The sequence below is a fragment of the Acinetobacter septicus genome (genome assembly GCF_019355975.1).
GTDB lineage: Bacteria > Pseudomonadota > Gammaproteobacteria > Pseudomonadales > Moraxellaceae > Acinetobacter > Acinetobacter ursingii.
This window is the reverse complement of record NZ_CP079898.1, coordinates 839,414-861,755: the sequence shown is the minus strand read 5'-3', so window position 1 is coordinate 861,755 and position 22,342 is coordinate 839,414. Positions and strand designations below refer to the sequence as shown.

The 22,342-nt window shown below is 39.9% G+C and carries 20 protein-coding genes; 5 read left to right on the top strand and 15 right to left on the bottom strand.

Going from position 1 to position 22,342, the window contains the following annotated elements:
- Positions 1-82 precede the first annotated feature (82 nt).
- Entirely contained in the window at positions 83-1,045 is a 963-nt protein-coding gene (gene sohB, locus I6L31_RS04215; RefSeq protein WP_005004765.1) for a protease SohB, read from the top strand.
- A 30-nt stretch (positions 1,046-1,075) separates the two neighbouring features.
- Here sohB and I6L31_RS04210 read toward each other — a convergent pair whose 3' ends face one another.
- The 9 genes from I6L31_RS04210 to I6L31_RS04170 form a co-directional block, all read right to left on the bottom strand.
- Entirely contained in the window at positions 1,076-1,708 is a 633-nt protein-coding gene (locus I6L31_RS04210; protein ID WP_004988360.1) for a DUF2238 domain-containing protein, read from the bottom strand.
- An 85-nt stretch (positions 1,709-1,793) separates the two neighbouring features.
- Positions 1,794-3,182, bottom strand: coding sequence for an adenylosuccinate lyase (gene purB / locus I6L31_RS04205; protein ID WP_005004764.1), 1,389 nt, complete (start codon positions 3,180-3,182; stop codon positions 1,794-1,796).
- A 78-nt stretch (positions 3,183-3,260) separates the two neighbouring features.
- The gene (hflD, locus tag I6L31_RS04200; protein WP_004988352.1) at positions 3,261-3,998 is read right to left on the bottom strand and encodes a high frequency lysogenization protein HflD; all 738 of its coding nucleotides are present in this window, start codon (positions 3,996-3,998) and stop codon (positions 3,261-3,263) included.
- Positions 3,999-4,022: 24 nt separating this feature from the next.
- A complete protein-coding gene (gene mnmA, locus I6L31_RS04195) occupies positions 4,023-5,156 on the bottom strand; it encodes a tRNA 2-thiouridine(34) synthase MnmA (protein ID WP_004988349.1) in 1,134 nt (377 codons plus the stop codon).
- Positions 5,157-5,160: 4 nt separating this feature from the next.
- Positions 5,161-5,646, bottom strand: coding sequence for an NUDIX hydrolase (locus I6L31_RS04190; RefSeq protein WP_005004761.1), 486 nt, complete (start codon positions 5,644-5,646; stop codon positions 5,161-5,163).
- 627 nt (positions 5,647-6,273) lie between these two features.
- Complete coding sequence (locus I6L31_RS04185) at positions 6,274-6,813, bottom strand: gamma carbonic anhydrase family protein (RefSeq protein ID WP_005004756.1); 540 nt, start codon at positions 6,811-6,813, stop codon at positions 6,274-6,276.
- 175 nt (positions 6,814-6,988) lie between these two features.
- Positions 6,989-8,137 carry a D-alanyl-D-alanine carboxypeptidase PBP5/6 gene (gene dacC, locus I6L31_RS04180; RefSeq protein WP_005004753.1) on the bottom strand — a complete coding sequence of 383 codons (1,149 nt, stop codon included), beginning with the start codon at positions 8,135-8,137 and terminating at the stop codon, positions 6,989-6,991.
- Positions 8,138-8,250: 113 nt separating this feature from the next.
- Positions 8,251-8,652, bottom strand: coding sequence for an MCR_0457 family protein (locus I6L31_RS04175; protein WP_004988340.1), 402 nt, complete (start codon positions 8,650-8,652; stop codon positions 8,251-8,253).
- Between the two features lie 150 nt (positions 8,653-8,802).
- Positions 8,803-9,177 (bottom strand): MCR_0457 family protein, encoded by a 375-nt coding sequence (locus I6L31_RS04170; RefSeq protein WP_004988337.1) that lies wholly within the window; start codon positions 9,175-9,177, stop codon positions 8,803-8,805.
- 101 nt (positions 9,178-9,278) lie between these two features.
- On the opposite strand from I6L31_RS04170, the gene surE reads away from it, so the two are divergent.
- From surE to I6L31_RS04155, 3 genes are all read left to right on the top strand, one after another.
- Positions 9,279-10,046 carry a 5'/3'-nucleotidase SurE gene (gene surE / locus I6L31_RS04165; RefSeq protein ID WP_004988335.1) on the top strand — a complete coding sequence of 256 codons (768 nt, stop codon included), beginning with the start codon at positions 9,279-9,281 and terminating at the stop codon, positions 10,044-10,046.
- Between the two features lie 144 nt (positions 10,047-10,190).
- Positions 10,191-11,039 (top strand): peptidoglycan DD-metalloendopeptidase family protein, encoded by an 849-nt coding sequence (locus I6L31_RS04160; protein ID WP_004988332.1) that lies wholly within the window; start codon positions 10,191-10,193, stop codon positions 11,037-11,039.
- A 108-nt stretch (positions 11,040-11,147) separates the two neighbouring features.
- Positions 11,148-12,077, top strand: a complete 930-nt coding sequence (locus tag I6L31_RS04155; RefSeq protein WP_004988328.1) for a LysR family transcriptional regulator — start codon at positions 11,148-11,150, stop codon at positions 12,075-12,077.
- Positions 12,078-12,210: 133 nt separating this feature from the next.
- On the opposite strand, the gene I6L31_RS04150 is transcribed toward I6L31_RS04155, so the two are convergent.
- Positions 12,211-13,422, bottom strand: coding sequence for an aspartate aminotransferase family protein (locus tag I6L31_RS04150; protein ID WP_004988324.1), 1,212 nt, complete (start codon positions 13,420-13,422; stop codon positions 12,211-12,213).
- 161 nt (positions 13,423-13,583) lie between these two features.
- Between I6L31_RS04150 and grxD the strand changes: the two genes are divergently transcribed.
- Complete coding sequence (gene grxD / locus I6L31_RS04145; RefSeq protein ID WP_004988322.1) at positions 13,584-13,925, top strand: Grx4 family monothiol glutaredoxin; 342 nt, start codon at positions 13,584-13,586, stop codon at positions 13,923-13,925.
- Positions 13,926-13,994: 69 nt separating this feature from the next.
- On the opposite strand, the gene I6L31_RS04140 is transcribed toward grxD, so the two are convergent.
- The 5 genes from I6L31_RS04140 to metF all read right to left on the bottom strand — a co-directional run bounded on the left by I6L31_RS04140 (position 13,995) and on the right by metF (position 22,335).
- Complete coding sequence (locus I6L31_RS04140; protein ID WP_004988319.1) at positions 13,995-15,230, bottom strand: multifunctional CCA addition/repair protein; 1,236 nt, start codon at positions 15,228-15,230, stop codon at positions 13,995-13,997.
- Between the two features lie 94 nt (positions 15,231-15,324).
- Entirely contained in the window at positions 15,325-17,595 is a 2,271-nt protein-coding gene (locus I6L31_RS04135) for an NADP-dependent malic enzyme (protein WP_004988316.1), read from the bottom strand.
- Positions 17,596-17,739: 144 nt separating this feature from the next.
- Positions 17,740-20,601: a GGDEF domain-containing phosphodiesterase gene (locus I6L31_RS04130; RefSeq protein ID WP_005004749.1), complete on the bottom strand. Its 2,862-nt coding sequence runs from the start codon at positions 20,599-20,601 to the stop codon at positions 17,740-17,742.
- Between the two features lie 149 nt (positions 20,602-20,750).
- The gene (locus I6L31_RS04125; protein ID WP_004988312.1) at positions 20,751-21,476 is read right to left on the bottom strand and encodes a 16S rRNA (uracil(1498)-N(3))-methyltransferase; all 726 of its coding nucleotides are present in this window, start codon (positions 21,474-21,476) and stop codon (positions 20,751-20,753) included.
- A 22-nt stretch (positions 21,477-21,498) separates the two neighbouring features.
- Positions 21,499-22,335 carry a methylenetetrahydrofolate reductase [NAD(P)H] gene (gene metF, locus I6L31_RS04120; protein WP_005004747.1) on the bottom strand — a complete coding sequence of 279 codons (837 nt, stop codon included), beginning with the start codon at positions 22,333-22,335 and terminating at the stop codon, positions 21,499-21,501.
- Between the last annotated feature and the right edge of the window lie 7 nt (positions 22,336-22,342).

Here is a 22,342-nt window from a genome sequence, read left to right as displayed (position 1 = left end):
GTTTTCAAAAGTCATATTGAAATTTTCTAGTTTAGCCCTCATCTTTTGTTCATAAACAGGAACTGTAGAGAATAAACAGCTTATGCTATTTCATTTACCTAAATTACCCGCTGAACTCCATGTCAGCCATTTAAACGCGCGAGTGAATGAACAGCGTAAAAAAATAGCTCAAACCACTGCGTCAAAATTCGAGCTATTACAATTAACTCAACAACTGGCGAAAGAATCCAGATCGCGTAAGAAAAATAACCAAAAAGTCTTTGTACTCGATTTTAAAGGTGATATTCAGGCATCTGCTGTTGATCAACTACGTGAAGAAATTACACTGGTATTAGCAACTGCCAAAGCAGGAAAAGATCGTGTAGTGGTTCGTTTAGAAAGTCCAGGCGGCATGGTACACGGTTATGGCTTGGCAGCAGCACAATTGGTTCGTCTGCGTGATGCAGGGTTTCATGTCACCATTGTGGTCGATAAAGTGGCCGCGAGTGGTGGTTATATGATGGCCTGTATTGCGAGTGAAATTATTTCAGCGCCATTTGCCATTTTAGGTTCGATTGGTGTTGTGGCACAGGTTCCAAATTTTAATCGTTTGCTGAAACAGCATAATGTCGATTTTGAACTGTACACAGCGGGTGAATACAAACGTACCGTGACCATGTTTGGTGAAAATACGCCTGAAGGTAAAGCCAAATTTGAAGAAGAGTTGCAACAAACGCATGCGCTATTTAAGCATTTTGTGGAGAAATATCGTCCACAACTGAATGTTGAGAAAGTTGCAACAGGTGAACATTGGTACGGACAAGATGCTTTAGATTTAAATCTGGTGGATAAATTACAAACATCTGATGAATACATTTTGGGCTTATTGCCACAACATGATGTCTATGTCATTAGCACACGTAAGCGTCCAACCTTAGGTGAAAAGCTTGGACTGCAAGCCGCGCAATTGGCGGATCATTTGATTCCAACTGTAATGAATAAATTTGTGGAAAGTTTGAGTAAAGCGAATAGTAATTTGGTTCAAATGCGTGATCCTAAACTTTAATTTTTTTGCTGCATCTTTAAAAGCACTCGATTAAGAGTGCTTTTTACTGAACAGATATTGTCCCAAACCATAGATTATGGTTCCAATCGTTGCCATGAGCATATCTTTATGCGCATCCCACATATCACCTTGTTGTCCATTATATTTTTCAGCCGCTTCAGGTGACATGCCGATCGCGATGGCCCACTCTATGAGTTCATAGGCCATACTGGACGCCATGACAAATTGTAAGACGAGCAAAAATAAGGTACGGGGTTGGGCTGTTGGAAACCAAACTTGAAAACAACGATAAAAAAATGGATAGAGCAAAAAGCCATAGCTAAAATGTACCAAACGATCATACATGTTGCGCTGCCATCCAAAAAAATGATCTAAATCAAAATGGAAAATCGCTTTAATCCAGTCGTTATAAGGTACATAAGAATATAAATAATGAGCTGCCAGAATATGAATAAATAGAAAACCCAGATAGAAACTAAAACTTAGAAAATCTAAGCCAATTTTTTTAAAGCTAATCACCAATAAAATAAGCATCAAGACAGTCCCCACTTGATGCAATAAATATGATTCAACTTCTAGGGGATGAATGCTGGCAATCGCAATTTCAATAAAAATAAGCAGAAAGCCAAGCCAGTGTCTTAGGGTAAATTTTTTCTCAATCATATCGAATCATTCTTTTTTGTTTGTAATAGGCGATAAAAAACGGAACCATTTTACAATGATTCCGCTCTATTTTAACTGATATCGATTAAAGCTTATTGATTAAATCGTTGATTTGTTGAGCTTGTTCTGCTGCATTTCCCGTATAGGTTGCAGGAGTCAGTTCAGCAAGGCGAGCACGTTCATCAGCCGGAACTTGAGCAAGTTCCTCACCATTGACAAAGTTCACCATCATGTCACGGGTCATTGCTTGACCACGCGTGAGCGCTTTTAATTTTTCGTATGGTTTTTCAACATTGTAGCGACGCATCACCGTTTGAATCGGTTCAGCCAGAACTTCTTGAGCTTGGTTTAAATCTTCATTTAAGCGATTTGCATTTAACTCAAGTTTACCAATCCCTTTTAAGCAAGCATCAAAGGCAATCAAGCTTTGAGCAAAACCAACACCCATGTTACGAAGAACAGTAGAGTCGGTTAAATCACGCTGCCAACGCGAAACAGGGAGTTTCTCACCTAAATGACCGAGTACTGCATTGGCAATACCTAAGTTACCTTCAGAGTTTTCAAAATCAATTGGATTGACTTTATGTGGCATGGTTGAAGAACCCACTTCACCATCTTTTAATTTTTGCTTGAAATAGCCAAGAGAAATATAGCCCCAAACATCGCGGTTAAAATCGATCAAAATCGTATTATAACGACGTAGTGCATCAAATAATTCCGCCATATAGTCATGCGGCTCAATTTGCGTAGTGTATGGGTTAAATGCCAAACCTAAAGATTCAACAAATGCTTGTGCATGTGCCGCCCAGTCAATCTCTGGATAAGCTGACAAGTGCGCATTGTAGTTACCTACAGCACCATTGATCTTGCCAAGTAATTCAACATTTTCGAACTGTTTGATTTGGCGAGCCAAACGATAGGCAACGTTCGCCATCTCTTTACCCAAAGTAGTTGGACTTGCAGTTTGACCATGTGTGCGAGATAACATGGGTTGGTCAGCATGCGTCGTCGCCAAAGCTGCAATCGCATTCAAAATTTGTTTCATACTAGCGATTAAAACTTCACGACCATTTTTAAGCATTAAAGCATGAGACAAGTTGTTGATGTCTTCAGATGTACAGGCAAAGTGAATAAATTCACCTGCATCTTTTAATTCATTAATATTGGCAATTTTTTCTTTTAAAAAGTATTCAACTGCTTTTACATCGTGATTGGTAGTGCGTTCAATCTCTTTAATACGATTGGCATCATCTTCAGAGAAATTGCTTACAATGGCATCTAAAGCGGCATTGGTTTCACTTGAAAATGCTGCAACTTCAATGATTTCTGGATGGTTTGCAAGCGCTTGTAACCAACGCACTTCAACAGTCACACGAGCATGAATTAAACCAAACTCAGAAAGATAGGGACGTAAAGCATCACATTTGCTTGCATAACGTCCGTCAAGTGGCGAGAGTGCGGTGAGCGCGTTCATACAGGTTCCTTCATATCCCTCCTTTTGTTAAGAGGAGGCTAGGTGGGGTTTAAATATAAAATAAAATTTGTTGCAACATCAAAGTTCGACCATTTGATACTGTAAACGAGCGAGTGTTTGAATGTCTTGAAGCAATTTACGTTTGCTAAAAATCATATTCCATGAGCTACCACCTAACTGCCGCCAAAGATGCGCCATTTGCAATCCAGTAAATAGACAGGCTCGGATACGGTTGGTGTGATTGCTATCTTTGAAAGCTTCAGCGTTGCCGCGAACCATGATGCGCGGATTAATCTGACCTGCTGTCTCGACATAGGTTTGCGCAAGGTTGGCAATAATACTCGGATGTAAATAGTTATTATCGAAAAATGACAGTTGTTTTAAAATTTTTTGCTGTGATTTTTCAATAATTTCAACATATTCTGGGTTTTTGTAGACTTTCTTTTCAAGTTGCAACAATGACATGGCATAAGTCATAGGCAGCTTGGCATTTGAGAGTTTAGGTAAACGCGATTTCGGTGAGCTTGAAAAAGGTTGAGTAATACTACTTTCCAGTGTTTTTAAACCCAGTGAAATATCGGCAAGCTGATGAAAGAAATCCAGTGTTTGCGTACTTGAATTCATAGCAGGGCGTATATTGAGACAGGCCTTAATCAGTTGTTCAAAGTAGAAGTTTCCACTTTCACCAATACTTTGTTGACCTGTCATCGCTGTCATGTGGGTCAACTGCGCGGCCTGAAAGACACCCGCAAGCGCCAAGGCACGGTTTTGACGTACATTCAGTGCTTGAGGCTGTTGAAAAGGGGTGTCAACCATGCCTAAGATTCCTTCATATATACTTTAAATAAAATCGGGTTTGGGTGCATTGGTGTTCAAGATTACACCGCCACCTAAACAGATCTCATCGGCGTAAAATACAACGCTTTGTCCTGGCGTGACCGCCCGCTGTGGTTGATCAAACTCAACACGAATACCATTTTCAGTATTTTCATCACGATAAATGGTACACGCCTGATCAGGTTGACGATAACGGGTTTTGGCTGTACATCGAAAACCCGAAGTCGGGATCTCTTGCTCACCTGCCACCCAGTCAATCGACTCACTCCAAAGCTGTGTGCTTTGCATAAGCGGATGTTCATGACCCTGACCAATCACCAGTCGATTATTGGCGATATCTTTATGTAGTACAAACCATGCGCCTTCAGGTGCATTCTTCAAACCACCTAAACCAATACCACCACGTTGACCCAGCGTATAGTACATTAAGCCGTGATGTTCACCAACCTCTTGACCATTATCCAAAACAATTTTTCCGGGTTGAGCAGGTAAATATTGTTTAAGAAAATCATTAAAGCGACGTTCACCAATAAAACAAATACCAGTCGAGTCTTTTTTCTTGGCTGTTGCTAAATCAAGTTGTTCCGCGATTTTACGCACTTCTGGTTTTTCAATTTCGCCCACAGGAAATAAGGTCTTATTAATTTCTCGACCATGAACCGCATGCAGAAAATAGGTCTGATCTTTATTATTGTCGACGCCACGTAATAAAGGTGCATAACTTTCACCACGTGAGTTTTGCAGACTTTCACCACGACGTGCGTAATGACCTGTGGCAATAAAGTCTGCACCTAAGGTCATCGCATGATCTAAAAATGCTCGGAATTTAATTTCTTTATTACAGAGGATATCTGGATTTGGGGTACGTCCCGCAGCGTATTCAGCAAGAAAATGCTCAAACACACGATCCCAATATTCCATGGCAAAGTTAGCCGTATGGAGCTTAATACCAATTTTATCGGCAACCGCTTGGGCATCTGCCAAATCTTCTAGTGCTGTACAGTATTTCGTTCCATCATCTTCTTCCCAGTTTTTCATGAAAAGACCTTCAACCTGATATCCTTGTTGAAGTAAAAGTGCAGCAGAAACCGATGAATCGACTCCACCAGACATCCCGACGATGACGCGTTGTGACATAGGATTAAGCATCCAGATTTGAAGTGAAAGAAGGAGAGTGGTGCTCATAAATGAGCGATAAAGGAAAGCGTTGACCGCTTAAAGCATCTTGAATGGCTTTGGTGACCAACGGACTACGTGCGCGAGCTGTTTCCTGCAATTCATCCAGATTCATCCAGACAGCGCGGACAATACCTGTATCTAATGTCGCATTTAGGTCAACATTGACACTTTGCGCTAAAAAGCAAAAACGGTAATAGGTCCGATCTGGAAACATCGGTGGTGTATAAGTATATATGCCAAGCAAGGCATCAATTTCAACCGTATGGCCTGTTTCTTCAAGAGTTTCACGAATCGCAGCTTGGATCAGGGTTTCACCAGATTCAACATGACCCGCAGGTTGGTTGAATACGGTATGGGTCACGCCTTCGCTATGTTCTTCGACAAATAGAAAACGTCCATCTTTTTCAACAACCGTGGCAACGGTAACGTGCGGTGTCCAAATGGTCATAAAAAGCACCCTGATTTAAAAGCAGTATGATACAAAATTTGGGGCGCGGTGGCTAGGCTGCATCTACTATTGGCGACAATACTTACGGACATTGAGAATGAAAAGAAAGTACAGTGCAAAAAACACACACAGAAGGTATTGTAAACTCATGATGATTGCACTGATATAAGGGTGTGAAAATTGCCTTAAATAAGTGAAGTATGCGCCTTTTTTTGAAAAGTCTGGCATACGATCATCAAGTAAAAACCAACTTAAGCACATAAAAAACAGTATAAATAAGAAAAAGATAATTCCTAAAATGCCAAAAAAACCGCGGTACTTAGGATTAAATTTGGAATAGTACAATCTCAGATTTTTTCGTTGTATAGCGTTGAGTGTAATGACTAAATAATTAAAAAAACAAAGAATTAGTGTAATCAATGTACATATTGCGAAAAAGTCATTCAGAAATTTGTGCTGGTTTGAAAGCTTCGTCACCATAGTGGTGTGGAGTAATCCAGAAAAATTAAAATCGAAACTCACAAAGATCAGCGCAATCATCAATGGAATAAGATAGAAATAATAATAAGGCACGACGTTATCGAGATAAATTAAAAAAATAGGCGTATCTCGGCGTGTTCTCATTGACTATAATTCCTTCAAATAATTATTTTTCACCTTCACATAATTCTGCGCTGAATAAGGTAAAAAGGCTTTTTCTTTATCGGTTAAAGGCCGTACTTTTTGAACAGGACTTCCGACATACAAATATCCACTTTCCAAAACTTTACGTGGTGGAACCAAACTGCCTGCACCAATCATCACATCATCTTCAACAGTCACATCATCCAAAATCACGGTATTGATGCCGATTAAAACACGATTGCCAATTGTACAACCATGTAAAGTCACATGATGACCAACGGTGACATCTTCACCAATAATTAAAGGAGAGCCTTCAGGTTTGCCAGTTTGCTTATGTGTCACATGTAGCATGGAGTGATCTTGCACATTGCTGTTTTTACCAATGCGAATATGATTAACATCACCACGAATCACCGCGAAAGGCCAGACAGAAACATTTTCAGCCAATTGAACATCTCCAACCACCACAGACATTTCATCGATATAACAACTCTCATCAATTTGTGGATATTGATCTAAATAAGGTCGAATGTTTTGGGTCATGGTGAGCTTCAAAGTCAAAGATTAGGGAATTATAAAATAAAAAAGCATTCAGACTAAGTGCCTGAATGCTCAAATGACTGACTTTAGACTTCTTTCACCATTGTTTAAACTCTCTTTATTTTTCTCCCAGAGGCAGAAATAAAAGGGCCTGATGAATGAAGTCTTTTAAACATGATTAAAATAAGTTACTAAAAAACATTTTGATATGATCGATCATACGCGCTAAGAAACCTGCTTCTTCTACAGGCTTTAAAGCCACAAGTGGTTTTTCAGCAATGACTTTACCATCAAGACTTGCCACCAATTTACCTACCACTTGACCTTTCGCCAAAGGCGCATTCAGTTTAGGCTGAATCACCAGTTGAGTTTTGATGTTATCCGCTTGACCTTTCGGCATAGTAACATTGAAGTTTTCAGCTAGACCAATTTGAACTTCATCTTCCTTACCAAACCAGACTTTAGCTTTTGCTAAAACTTGATTTGCAGGTTGAACATTGACGGTTTCAAAGTTAGAAAAACCCCAAGCCAATAATGTACGTGTTTGAGAAGCACGTTCATTCATGCTTGGTGTGCCAAAGATCACAGAGATTAAACGCATAGGACCGCGCTTACTTGATGTGGTCATACAAAAACCAGCTTCGTTGGTATGACCTGTTTTTAAACCATCAACGCTTGGATCTGTATAAAGTAACGCATTACGGTTACCTTGTTTGATTCCATTAAAGGTAAATTCTTTTTCAGAATAAATCGGGTAATATTTTGAACTGTCTTTGATAATATGTTGTGCAAGAAGCGCCATATCCTTTGCAGAAGAATAATGACCGTCAGCAGGCATCCCTGTTGAGTTAATAAAGTGAGTATTGGACATGCCAATACGCTTAGCTTCCTGATTCATCATGTGGGCAAACGTTCCTTCGTTACCTGCAATATGTTCAGCCATTGCAACAGAAGCATCGTTACCCGATTGCACAATAATACCGCGTAACATTTCCAGAACGGTCGCTGTACCATTTAAAGGAACGTACATACACGATTCTGCACTGCTGCCACGACACCATGCGGATTCGTTCATGCGAACGCTTTCATTTTCAGTCAATTCACCCTTTAAAAGTTTTTGCTCAATGATATAACTGGTCATCATTTTGGTCATTGAGGCAGGGGCAAGATGTTCGTTTTCATTCTTCGATGCGAGAATTTGCCCCGTCTCATAATCCATTAAGACATAAGATTTATTATTTAATTCTGGGGGTGAGGATAAAACAGTTGCTGCATAGGTAAATGATGGTAAGAGTATAAGTGCAGCAAAGGTGCTTTTTTGAATCATTCTAGGCGTTCCGATAACTTGTGTGAAGCAGACGAGCCTAGCATTTTAGGATAAAGCCAAGCCGACTTCTACGTTAAAAGTCGGCTTATTTCATACATATTGTAAATAATCAGTTATTTCGAATAATAATTACGGACATCATCGCAAATTTGACGATTGTCATCATCAGATGCTTTTTTGGCATCTGCACGAGCTTCTTTCAAAGCAGGTTGAAATTCTTTGCTTTTAGCACGTTTCTTTAAAACCTCAACAGCGTTTGGTTCATTGTTCAAATAAGCTTTGACCAAGTTTTCATAAGCTTTATTAAACTTTAAATCCTTACCAATCAGGCTTGGACATACCTCAGACAAGACATAAATTGCCGCAAGTTCTTGAGGGGTAACGTTATCAGAAGTTGGAGTAACTTCAATTTGTTCAGATTCAGCTTTTTTGTCTTTGGCAAAGGCAGTGCTGGTGAAAACGCTAGAAGCGAGGAGAAATGATAATCCAGCTATTTTAAACACATTTTTTTTCATAAAAACTCAAACTCAAATAAGACTTAAAGAATTTGAATCACTTATAGCATGAAAAGCAGTTTTAATTTGTATCTTTGCTGTAGAACTTATGCAGAACTAGGTTCTAAGTAATTGAATTATTTAGAACCAAAATTTGACCAGATCGACAACTTATTCTTGATAACTTAAAACATCTTCACATACTGTTTTTTGTTCATCAGTCGAAGTTTCTTTGAGTGTTTGATGTGCGTCAGCCAATAGAGATTTATATTCAGCATCATTTTGTAATGCTGCAAACGTCATATTTTGACCCGAATAGGCTTTTAGATTAGTTTGAATCAATTTTTGAATATTTTGCTCAAATGTCGCATTTTTCCCAATCAGAGTAGGGCAAACTTCACTTAAAACTTGTGTTCCTGCAATATCTTCTTTGACTAAAGCATTACGTTCTGCCTGAGACAATGCTTCATTTGCAAATGCCATTTGACTAAATGTGATTGCCGTTAAAGTAAATAAACAAAAGCGTGATATAAATGACGTTCTCATGGTTTCACAAAATTATTAATGAATTTAGTCGCTAAATATATATAATTCAATGAATATTTCAATTGAATAACCTCATCAGTCATTTATCGAGATCGTGTTTTGTGAATATTCTTATAGCCAACGATGATGGTGTCTTTGCACCCGGCATTCAGGCGCTTGCGCAAGCTTTAAAACCCTTAGGTCGTGTTGTTGTGGTCGCTCCAGAAAGTGAGCGAAGTGGATTTTCTAGTGCGTTGACCTTAGATCGTCCTTTACGCCCCATTCCAATTGCGCAGGATGTCTGGGCAGTCAATGGTACACCGGCGGATTGTGTCTATCTTTCCATGAATGGTTTGTTCGATTTTGAATTTGATCTGGTTGTGAGTGGCATTAATAGCGGGGCAAATCTCGGTGATGATGTGCTTTATTCAGGTACAGTCGGTGCTGCATTTGAAGGACGTTTAATGAAACAGCCTGCAATTGCTGTGTCTCTGGCGGGTAGCAATGTGCGGTCTTATGAACATGCAGATGATTATGCAGTTGCCGCTCAATGGGTACATGATTTTATCGCGCGAGGCTTACCACAGTTACCGCCTCGTCATATTTTGAATATTAATATTCCAGATGTGCCGAAACTTATGGGTGAAAAGATCACATATCAGGGGCTTCGTGCACAGTCTAAGCCAATTACGAGCCATGTTGATCCGCGTGGTCGGCAAGTGTACTGGATTGGACTCGCTGGTGAAGCGGTGACAGATCCTAAAAGAACGCCTAGCCATGCCCAGTCCGATTTTTTTGCAGTTGCCAATGGTTATGTCAGCATTACGCCTATTCAGATGGATGCTACTAACTATGCAATACTTGAAGATTTGCAAAAATCATTATCTTGATCTATTTGAAAATAAACCCATCGTTAAACAGTGCAGAATGTTATAACTTTGTGAAAATTAGGACGATGAACGTGCGTCTTCGTCCTTTTTTGGTACTCTTAGCGCAAATGTCTGTTGTTTTATATTGATGAGAGAGGGAGATCGATGCCATTGCTTCGACATGAAAGTGAAATCGCGTTTATTTCAAGCCATAGATTTCTAAAAAAAATAATGATGTCTGTGGCGGTTGTCTCCGCACTTGCAATAACAGGTTGCGCTTCTAAGCCGCAAATTTCAAATTCAACCCGTGTAATGAATTCACCGGATTATTATACGGTGCGCTCAGGAGATACCTTGAGTGGAATTGCTGCGCGTTATGGTTTGAATTACATCAATATTGCACAATTAAATGATATCGCGCCACCATATCGAATTTATGTCAACCAGTCCTTACGTTTAAAAGGTTCAGCAGCCAAACGTACCACGACGACGCAACCTATTACCCAAGCTGCACCAATACAACGTCAAACGATTGCACTGCCTACAACACCATCGACGACCACACAGACGACATCTCGTTCAGTCACTCCAGCTGTTGCACCTGTAACAACAGCACCCGTTATTACAGCAACGCCAACTTCAACCAGTTTACGTTGGGTAAAACCATCGGCTGGACCCGTGATTCAGCAATTTAATCCAGCAACAAATGTAAAAGGTCTACGCTATGGTGGAAATCTAGGTGACCCAATTTATGCAGCGGCAAATGGACAAGTTGTCTATGCTGCGGATGGACTTAAAGAGTACGGTAATTTAGTGTTGATCAAACATATTGATGGCTACATTACGGCTTATGCGCATAACAGTAAAATGCTGGTTAAAAGTGGCGATAACGTCACAGCAGGACAAAAAATTGCGGAAATGGGCTCATCTGGCACCAATCGCGTCATGTTAGAGTTCCAAATTCGCTTAGATGGTAAACCCATTAATCCTGCAAATATTATCCCAATGAACTAGTTGAAAGTTGAAATTAAATAATGCAAAAGCTAAATTTCTCCGTATAATACAATGAGATGCCTTTATCAAATAATGATAACTGCATCTCATAAGTTTAGAGGGAAATTTATGTTAGATCAACTTCGAGCAATGGGAGTGTTTGCTTGTGTTGTAGAGAAAAGTTCGTTTAGTGGTGCCGCCCGTGATCTGGGTATTACCACCAGTGCAGTGAGTCAACAGATTCGGTCTCTAGAGCAGGACATGGAAGTAACACTTCTTCACCGTTCTACCCGTAAATTAAGCTTAACTGAGGCTGGACAAGCTTTTTTCCACAGTTGCCAGGAAATGCTAGCTGCTGCGGAACGTGGCAAGATTCGTATTAATGAATTGCGAGATGATTTGGTTGGAGATTTGCGTATTGCAACCACTCCCGAATTAGGCGCCTTACATGTTGTCCCAGCTTTATCTCACTGGATGTCTGCACATCGTGGACTATCTGTAAATTTTGAAGCAGATCATCGATATATTGATCTTATCGAAGGGCGCATTGATATTGCCATTCGTATGAGCCCAAAAATTGAGGATCAAAACTTAACCATTATTCCAATGGCACGTGTCGATCAGGTTTTGGTCGCTTCACCGAGCTATTTGAATCAATCAGCCCCCATTTCGCGTCCTGAAGATTTAAAGAATCATGATCTGATTCCTGTAAATCTAATGAATAATTACCAGCACTTTTCATTTCAGCATGCTACAAATGGTGAGTCCGTAACGATAGACATGAAAACTCGTCTACAAACGAATAATGTTTTTGTCGCGAAATCTTTATGTCAACAAGGGCATGGTTTAACCAGAATTCTGTACTTGGATGTACAAAAAGAGCTTGTAAATGGTTCTTTGGTTGAAGTCTTACCAGATTGGAATCTACCCGCTTTTACACTGTATGCAATTACGTCTAAGCGTGAACAACAGCCGATGAAGATTCATCGTTGTCTGGATGCGTTAAAGCAGTATTTTAGCCAGTTACCCGGTGGACGAACTTTTCAGGAAGCCTCTTAAACGCATCGTATATCCGTAAATACAGCAGGTAAAAAATCGAGTTATGCCAATAGCTCGATTTTTTATTTTTTAATGTCGATAAAAAAGCCACAACATGATTGTGGCTTTCAAACAGACGCTTTTAACTTAAAACTTAAGCTAAAAATTGCTTAATGGCTGGAACTAAACGCGATAATAAATCATCAGCTTGTTCTTGAGTCATATTTAGAGGGGGCAGTAAACGTACTACAGAACCCGCGGTAACATTGACAATCAATTTATATTCTTCACGTGCGATAGCGACCATTTCAGGGCAGGCTTTTGGTAATTCAACACCAATCATCATCCCAAAACCACGCACTTCGACATTTAAACCAGAAAGTTGCCCACGTAACTGCTCGACAATGTAGCTTCCCACTTTTGCAGCATTTTCTACTGCATTCTCTTTCTGAATCGTATCAATCACCGTATAAACCACACGTGAACCTAGCACAGTTCCACCATAGGTTGAACCATGGCTACCTGGCCCGAGTATGCCTACCGCTTTGGCTTGAGTCATTACAGCGCCAATAGGAAAGCCATTTCCCAAACCTTTAGCAGTCGTTAAAACATCTGGAACAATATTGGTATGTTGATATGCAAAATATTGACCTGTACGACCATTTCCAGTTTGGATTTCATCTAGCATCATGAGCCAATTATGCTGATTACATAGAGCGCGAACATCTTCTAGATAGCTAAAACCCTGCGGTGCAGTATTGATCCCACCTTCACCTTGAATCGGTTCAATCAAAATCGCGACAATATCGGGATGTTGCAAAGCAACTTCCTGCAATGCTTCCAAATCTCCGAAAGGCACACGAATAAATCCTTCAACTAGAGGAAAAAAGCCTTCCTGAACTTTACTGTTACCTGTTGCAGATAGCGTCGCCAATGTACGCCCATGAAAAGATTTTTCAGCAACGACGATTTTAGGATTTTGAATGCCTTGTTGGCTGGCGTACTTGCGTGCAATTTTAATTGCGCCTTCGTTAGCTTCAGCGCCGCTATTGGAAAAGAAAACTTCCTGCATGCCTGAAACTTCGGCCAGTTTTTGTGCCGCAGCAGTTTGCCACGGGATTTCAAATAGGTTGCTGGTATGAATTAAAGTGGCTGCCTGTTCAGCAATCGCTTCTGCAATAACAGGATGCGAATGACCTAAGCCACAAACGGCTATACCTGTGAGAGCATCCAGATATTCTGTGCCATCTTCTGTATAAAGATAAGAACCTCGTCCTCGTACAAAACTGATCGCTTGGCGGCCATAGGTTGCCATCAAATGTGAAGGTTGATCAGGTTGTACAGGGGCGAGAGTAATGTGATTCATGACGAACTCTTATCTGTTGAATAAAAGGAAAGGGTTTATATAAGCAAAAACAACCGCAGAATGAAAGGGCTAAACGAAATTAAAATAGAATTATCATGTTCTATCCTAACAAACACACTGGTTTTAGGTATAATAGTCGCAGAATAGTTGAGGATTTATCTATGACTGAACAAGCACGTGACACCGAAGCACTGATTCGCGATCAAATTGCTAAGCACTCGGTTTTACTTTATATGAAAGGCACTCCGCAGTTTCCACAATGTGGGTTCTCTGCGCGTGCGGTTGAAGCACTCAGTCAAATTGGTCGTCCATTTGCCTATGTGAATATTCTGGAAAATCCAGATATTCGTGCAACACTGCCACAAATTGCGAATTGGCCGACTTTCCCACAGCTTTGGGTCAATGGTGAGTTGGTCGGTGGTAGCGATATCATGCTGGAAATGTTCCAAAATGGTGAGTTAAAACCTTTAATTGAGCAATATAGCCCAGCGCCAGAAGCTTAATTTAAGCCATTGATAAAAAAAACCTGAGATTTTCTCAGGTTTTTTTTATGCAATTTTATACCGTGCAATCTAAACGTTATTCTCATGTTGCTGTTTGAGATCAGCCAAAGCATCAATTCGATATTGAATGAGCATTTCACCAATCTCTGCGCCATGAATATCTTCAGGCAAATCTGAAGCTTTAATTGAACGGACAATATGCATGGCTTTACGCATATATTCTGCTTGTGGATACGCACGATCTTCTAAACCTAATCGACCGCGTGCATCACATTCACAGGCTTGAATAAACGCTTCAACTCGTTCAGGACGTCTTAGAACATCCAAACGTTGCAGTAAACGCCATAGGGTTCCTGGTTTTAAGGTCATAGCCTGATGACATTTTAAATGTTCTTTACAGACTGAAACTGCCAATTGTTTAAGTTGTGTTGGAACTTTTAATCGATCAGATAAATCTTGAACAGGTGCAACACCACGTTCTTCGTGCATGATATGACGTGGAAGTTCATCAATAGGCGTAAGTGCTTTACCCAAGTCATGTACTAAAACCGCATAGCGTACATCAAGTGAGTAATGGGCATTACACGCTTGTTGCAAGGCCATCAAGGTATGAATGCCACAGTCAATTTCAGGATGGTATTCAGGGCGTTGTGGTACACCAAATAAAGCTTCGATTTCTGGAAATAAAACTTTTAGTGCGCCACATTGATGTAAAACTTCAAAATATACATTGGCATGAGTTTCCATCAAGGCTCTGGAGGTTTCTTTCCAGACACGTTCAGGTGTGAGCGCATCTAATTCACCAGACTGACTTAATTGTTGCATCAAATTCAATGTTTCTGGAGCAATGCTAAACCCGTATTGAAAATAACGTGCTGCAAATCGTGCAACTCGTAATACGCGAAGCGGATCTTCTAAAAAAGCATTGGATACATGACGTAGCAGTTTAAGTTCCAGATCTTGTCGACCACCATAAGGATCAAAAATCTCACCTGAAGTTTCATCCATCGCAATGGCATTAATCGTGAGATCACGTCGAATCAAATCATCTTCAAGTGTGACGTCTGGATCGGTAAAAAATTGAAAACCATGATAGCCGATACCCGATTTACGTTCGGTACGCGCAAGGGCGTATTCATCTTTGGTTTGTGGATGTAGAAATACAGGAAAATCTTTACCAACAGGCTGATAGCCCTGATCAAGCAATTGCTGTGGTGTTGCTCCCACCACGACATAATCTTTTTCGTGATAGGGGTGCCCAAGTAAAAAATCGCGTACGGCACCGCCTACTAAATAAACATGCATGAAAAAACCTCTGTTCTTAAGCTCATGATGCTACAGAACAGAGGTTTTCTCAAGTCACAAAGTTAAGCTTTTCTAATCTCTTAAGTTTAAAGAATTAGCCACCGCTTTGCTGAATTTCTGCGACAGTCAATGCTGTCATATTCAAGACACGACGTGTTGTTGCGGTTGGTGTCAAAATATGCACAGGTTTTGCTGCACCCAGTAAAATAGGCCCAATCGTGACATTGTTCCCAGAAGTGGCTTTCAGTAAGTTAAAGGAAATATTCGCTGAATCCAGATTCGGCATGATCAACAGATTTGCAGAACCTTTGAAACGCGAATTTGGAAATGCAAAGTGACGAATACTTTCATCAAGTGCTGCATCACCATGCATTTCACCTTCAACTTCTAGCTCAGGCGCGCGTTCAGATAACAAGCGATAAACTTCACGCATTTTTTTCGCGCTTGGATCATTCTGGTCGCTACCAAAGCTTGAATGCGAAAGCAAAGCAATACGTGGCGTAATACCAAAACGGCGAACTTCTTCAGCAGCCATAATGGTCATATCCACTAATTGCTCTGCGGTCGGATTAGTATTCACATAGGTATCAGCAATGAACAGATTACGATCTTCTAGCATCAATGCATTGAGGGTAAAGAAGTTGTTTACACCTTCTTTAAGTCCAATGACATTGCTCACAAAGTCGAGATGGATATCATAACTACTATATGTACCACATAGCATGCCATCCGCTTTGCCAAATTTAACCAACAATGCGGCGATCAGTGTCGAGCGGCGACGTGCTTCACGTTGCGCGTATTCCTCTGTAACACCTTTACGTTGCATGGTGTGGTGATAATCTTTCCAAAACTCTTCATAGAGCGGATTTTTTTCTTGGTCTACAATCTCAATATTAGTGCCATGTTCTAAACGTAAGCCTAGTTTTTTGATATTGTTTTCGATGACCGCTGTACGACCGACCAAAATTGGAAAGGCAATGCCTTCATCTACTGCGATTTGTGCAGCGCGAAGGACACGTTGATCTTCACCTTCTGCATACGCAATACGTTTAGGATCAGTTTTTGCTTGAGAGAAAATCGGTTTCATCATAAACGCTGAGTTATAGACAAACTCAGACAATTTTTGACGATATGCTGCAAAATCTTCGATCGGACGAGTGGCAACACCTGAATCCATGGCTGCTTTTGCAACGGCAGGCGCGATTTCAAGAATCAAACGCTGATCCAATGGACGAGGAATCAGGTAATCACGACCAAATGAAGCAGATTTCTCACCATAGGTTGCAGCATCTGCTTCTACGTGTGCCATACGCGCGATGGCATGCACACAGGCAATTTTCATTTCTTCATTGATCGTGGTTGCACCTACATCAAGTGCCCCACGGAAAATGTAAGGGAAACAAAGTGCATTGTTTACCTGATTTGGATAGTCTGAACGACCAGTCGCCATAATGACATCAGGACGAACTTCGTGTGCATGTTCAGGTAAAATTTCAGGATCTGGATTTGCCAATGCAAAGATGATTGGATTTTCTGCCATTTCCTTGACCATTTCTTTGGTCAAAATACCTGCCGCAGAAAGACCTAAGAACATATCCGCACCCGCCATAACTTCATGAAGTTTGGTTTGTGGAATATCTTGAACATAGCGCTTTTTAGAATCATCTAGACCATCACGAGACGTGGTTAAAAGTCCACGTGAATCGGCAACGGTGATGTTTTCTTTACGCACACCAAGTGCACATAATAAATCCAGACAAGATAATGCTGCAGCACCAGCGCCTGACGCTACAATTTTAATGTCTTCGATTTTTTTGTTGACCAGTTGCAGTGCATTTAATAATGCTGAACCCACAATAATACTGGTTCCATGTTGGTCATCATGAAACACAGGAATATTCATGCGTTCACGAAGTTTTTTCTCTATATAAAAGCATTCTGGGGCTTTGATATCTTCGAGGTTAATACCGCCAAAAGTAGGTTCTAAAGCAGCAACAATGTCCACGATTTTATCGGGATCATTTTCTGCAATTTCAATATCAAAAACGTCTACGCCCGCAAATTTTTTAAAGAGAACGCCTTTACCTTCCATAACAGGCTTAGATGCCAAAGGTCCAATATTACCAAGACCTAAAACTGCCGTACCATTACTGACCACTGCGACCAAATTTCCGCGCGCAGTATATTTTGCCGCTGTAGAAGGATCGCGTTCAATCTCTAAACATGGAGCTGCAACTCCCGGAGAATAAGCAAGAGCCAAGTCATGCTGATTGACAAGTTGCTTGCTTGGTGTAACGCTGATTTTCCCTGGAGTAGGATGTTCATGATAATACAAAGCAGCCTGTTTTAATGATTGATCGTCCATCTGAATCTCGATTGTTACAAGAGTTAACTAGTGAATGCTTGGGTGTAACGGGTAAAGCCGTTCGAATATAACATTAGTTGGGCTTTACGCACAGTCAAAAACTATCAATTTGCTTAGAACTCACGGTTTTCAAAGCGGAATAAATTATTCACCCACACATTTGTGGGTTTTTAAAAACTCAGTACTCTTTTCAGGATTGAGCGGTTTAGAAAATAAAAAGCCCTGCAAAATATCGCATTTTTGTTGGTTCAAAAAGTCAGCCTGTTCTTGTGTTTCGACACCTTCAGCCACTAAAGTCAGGTTCATGGCTTTGCCCATGGCAATCATGGCGCTTACGATAGCTTCCTGTTTTGGATTTCCAATTTTAGAAATAAAACTACGATCAATTTTTAAAATATCAATTGGGTATTCGGTTAGATACGCCAAAGAAGAATAACCGGTTCCAAAGTCATCCAGCGAAATGAAAATTTCTCTTTGCTTAATTTCCTGTAACATTTCCTGAACGATTTCAGAGCTGTCCATGAGTGAAGACTCTGTAATCTCAAGTTCTAATTTTTTACCGTTAATTTGATAATACTGCATGGCATCATCCAGATCGTTGAGCAATTGACCGCGATGAATCTGCTGGGCGACGACATTGACTGAAACGCAAATATTTTTAAAACCTAAATCGTCCCAAATCCTGATTTGTTTGGCGGTTTCCATGATCACAAATCGACCAATATCAGAAATAAGGCTGGTTTCCTGTGCAATTGGAATAAAGAGGTCAGGTCCAATTAATCCGCGGGTTGGATGATTCCAGCGCGCCAATGCTTCAAAGCCATAAACATCGTGGCTTTGTGCGCAAACTTTAGGCTGATAATAAACGACCAGTTCATTATTTTTGATGGCATTACGTAGTTCACGTTCAATATTCACGCCTTGAGTTAATAATGCTGATTTTTCAGGTGAATAATAACAAACGGTATTGCCACCTAAGCGTTTAGCATCATTTAAAGCTTGTTCAGCGTGATTATTTAAACTGTCAATTTGACGACCATGTTCAGGATAGTAAGCGACGCCCATCGAAACAGTAACCACAATGTCATGACCTTGAACATGAAAAGGTTCAATAAAACTTTCAAAGATACGAGAACAATGCTGTTCGATAGAGGGGCGAATATGTGAAATTTCATAAAGAATAGCAAAGTCATCGCCATTTAAATGGGCGACCAACAGTGCTTCAGGTGTAGTTAAACGCAAACGTTGTGCGACTTTTTTTAATAACTCATCACCACCATTATTGGTCAGAAACTCATTTAATGTTCTAAAACGGTCGATATTAAAACGAATGACTGCGAACTGTTTAATTGGATCTTTTTGACTCACTAAATACTGATGAAGCTGATAGTTATAATAAAAACGATTTGGCAGATCAGTGAGTGTGTCGTAATTTTCCAGATAAGATAAACGTTGTTCTTGGCGTTTTTTCTCAGTTTGATCAGAGACAATGCCGATATAATTAATAATTTGGTCATTGTCATTTTTAACAGCATTGATATGCGTCCAGATTGAGACTTCTTTGCCTGATAAAAAATTCTCGTTTAATTCACCATCAAATTCACCTTTTTGTAAGAGTTGCTTAGTGATATTGAGGTGCATGTTTTTTTGTTGGAATTTATCATTTTGGGTAATATCAAATAAATGCTTGCCCAATATTTCCTGTTTTTTAAATCCAGTGAGTTGCTCATAACAAGGATTGGCATCGACATAGCATAGATTTTCATCCAGAACGAATATGCCTTCGGCTGCCTGTTGAACGACACTAGCCGCAAGTTTGAGTCGATCCTGATCTTTTTTCTCTTGGCTGATATCGCGTCGAATACCTACCATTCGCAAAGGAATGTTACTTTGTGGATGGCGCAAAACCACCTGACCGACTTCCTGCACCCAGTACCAATGATCGTCATATTGAATCCGCATGATCACATCAAAACGTGATGTGTAGCCTCTTAAATGTCGATACAGTGCTCTTTTGACAAACAATAAATCATCAGGATGGATAATTTTTTCAAGATAACTTTGATGTGATTTCCAATCTTTGGTAATCCTATCTTGTTCTGGTGTGGTCAGTTCGATTTTACGGTGTTCAATATCCCAGTGCCACGGGCGAATTCCTGCAATTTCATGAGCTAATCTTAAATTTTGGGCGTTGTTTTCTAATCTTTCGTTCATCTTTTCAATATCATAAGTTCTTTCTTTGACTTTTTGCTCAAGGAGTTGATTATGCAGTTGCAATTGTAGTTCAATTTCTTTGGATTTATCCATTTCAACTTGTAGCTGTTGATAAAGTTCATCGGTCCATTTAACTTGCTCTTCGGCATTTAGTTTGAGTTCTTTATTTTTGAAAAATAAAATCGACATTCGCCGTTTATTACGATGAGACGCAAATGCACTAAAAACAAAAATGATTAAGATAAAGTTATATGCCACATAAAATAAAGAATAAGCTGTTTGTGGATGAGCAAACTGCGAAATAAACAGAGGCAAAATAGTAGGTAAAAAAACCAGAAAAAAAAGTCTGAGAGATTGAGTGAGATAAGTCAGACAAATAATCCCAGTAATCATGTATAAGACTGAACTTAAGGTTAATACATGAGCTGCTGTTAAGGGGGGATTAAGCGATGTCAAATTAAAATTGATTAATAAGATGCCTGTACCAATGACTACACCACTACCGAAGCAAATAAATTGCATCCAACGATTAGCGCTGTTGAGACCATAGTGATTTTCTTTAAAATAAAACTCAGAAATGCTCCAACAAATTATAAAAAATAAACTGCTAACAGCAATCCAGATATTAAAACACAAAGAAGAAACAGGACTATAAAATAAACGATATAACAAATAGTCAAAAATACAGAGTAAAAATAAATTAATGAGTAAGGCTTTACTCTGTCTGATCGAGCTTTTGATATGAGCTGTATCGACATGATCGTACAATTCAGTTTCTTGTGGTTCAGACATATAAATATGTTCCGGTTAAATTTCACACAACAATTAAGTGAATACAAAAATAAAATCAGAATACTTTTTTAATGTTAATGAAGGTGTTTGTTAATGTCGTTTTACGTTGTCATACCTAACATGGAAAATCAATATTTGTTTCGACTAAATTAGTCGGCTTTTGACAAAAAATGATAGTTCAAAATTGAAAGCGCAACGACAGGTGCTGTTTCTGTACGTAAAACTCTTTCCCCAATACACCAGTTTAGAAAACCGTTTTCATTAGACTGTTGGATTTCTGCTTCGCTGAGCCCACCTTCTGGACCAATGAGCAGGGCAATCTCAGATAAACTATTAAGTAAAACATTTTCTTGGTCTTTGTTGGGTGCTAAAACAAAACGAGAAGATGGGAGTTCAGAAACTAACCATTCATCGAGAGAAATCGGAGCGAGAATTTTAGGAACACGGTTCATACCGCATTGTTCACACGCTGCGATTGCAACAGATTGCCAATGTTCAATTTTCTTTTGGTCACGCTCATATTTAAGTCGCATTTCACAGCGTTCGCTGGTTAACAGTTGAATCGTTGATACGCCAAGTTCGGTTGCTTTTTGAATCGCGTAATCCATGCGATCACCTTTACTCATCACTTGACCTAAAAGCACTTGAAATGGCGGAGTTCGATCAGTGGGATCAAAGTGATCAACAGAGACAAATGCATTTTTTTTATTAATTTCAGTGAGCGTTACAAGATATTCACCACCTTTTCCATTGAAAAAGATGGCTTGCTCTTGCTCTTTTGCACGAAGCACACGAACCCAATGATGAAATACTGACTCAGTTAACTCTATAGACTGATTGGTATCTAACTCTGTTTCAATATAAAAGCGATTCATAATTGGGTAAGGCTCGTACAAATTAGTTTAAACCGAGATCAACAACGAGTTGTCGAGTAGGTTCAGTTTGGTTCATTGAATAGAAGTGAAGTGTTGGGGCACCACCTGCGATTAAACGTTCGCAAAGTTTAACAATAACTTCATGACCAAAAGCTTTAATGCTTGCACTGTCATCGCCATAGGCTGCAAGTTGTTTGCGAATCCAGCGAGGAATTTCAGCGCCTGTACCGTCAGCAAAACGAATGAGGTTGCTGGCGTTGGTAATAGGCATAATCCCGGGTGCAATTGGAATCGTAATTCCTTCTTTTTCTAGGCGTTCAATAAAGTAGAAATAGGCATCTGGATTGAAGAAAAACTGGGTAATGCCTGCATTTGCACCTGCGTTAACTTTCTCGACAAAACGCTTGATGTCTGCATCAAATGTTTCGGCCTGCGGATGCATTTCGGGGTAAGCGGCGACTTCAATATGAAAATGATCGCCTGAATGCTCACGAATAAAACGTACTAGGTCTTGTGCATATGGGAGTTCACCCAGTCCAACTTGACCTGATGGTAAATCACCACGTAACGCGACGATACGATTAATACCTTGTGATTGATACAAGTCTAGGAGTTTAGCAATACGAGATTTATCATCGCCGATACAAGAAAGGTGAGGGGCGACCGCTGTGCCTTTACCATTAAAGTCATTGATGGCTGCTAAAGTGCGTTCACGCGTAGAACCACCCGCGCCATAAGTAATCGAAAAAAACTCGGGGTTGAGTAGTTGGAGTTCTTGGTGAACAATTTTTAACTTTTCTGCACCAGCGTCAGTTTTTGGCGGGAAAAATTCAAAAGAAATAGGAACACGTTTCGTCATTTCAAAT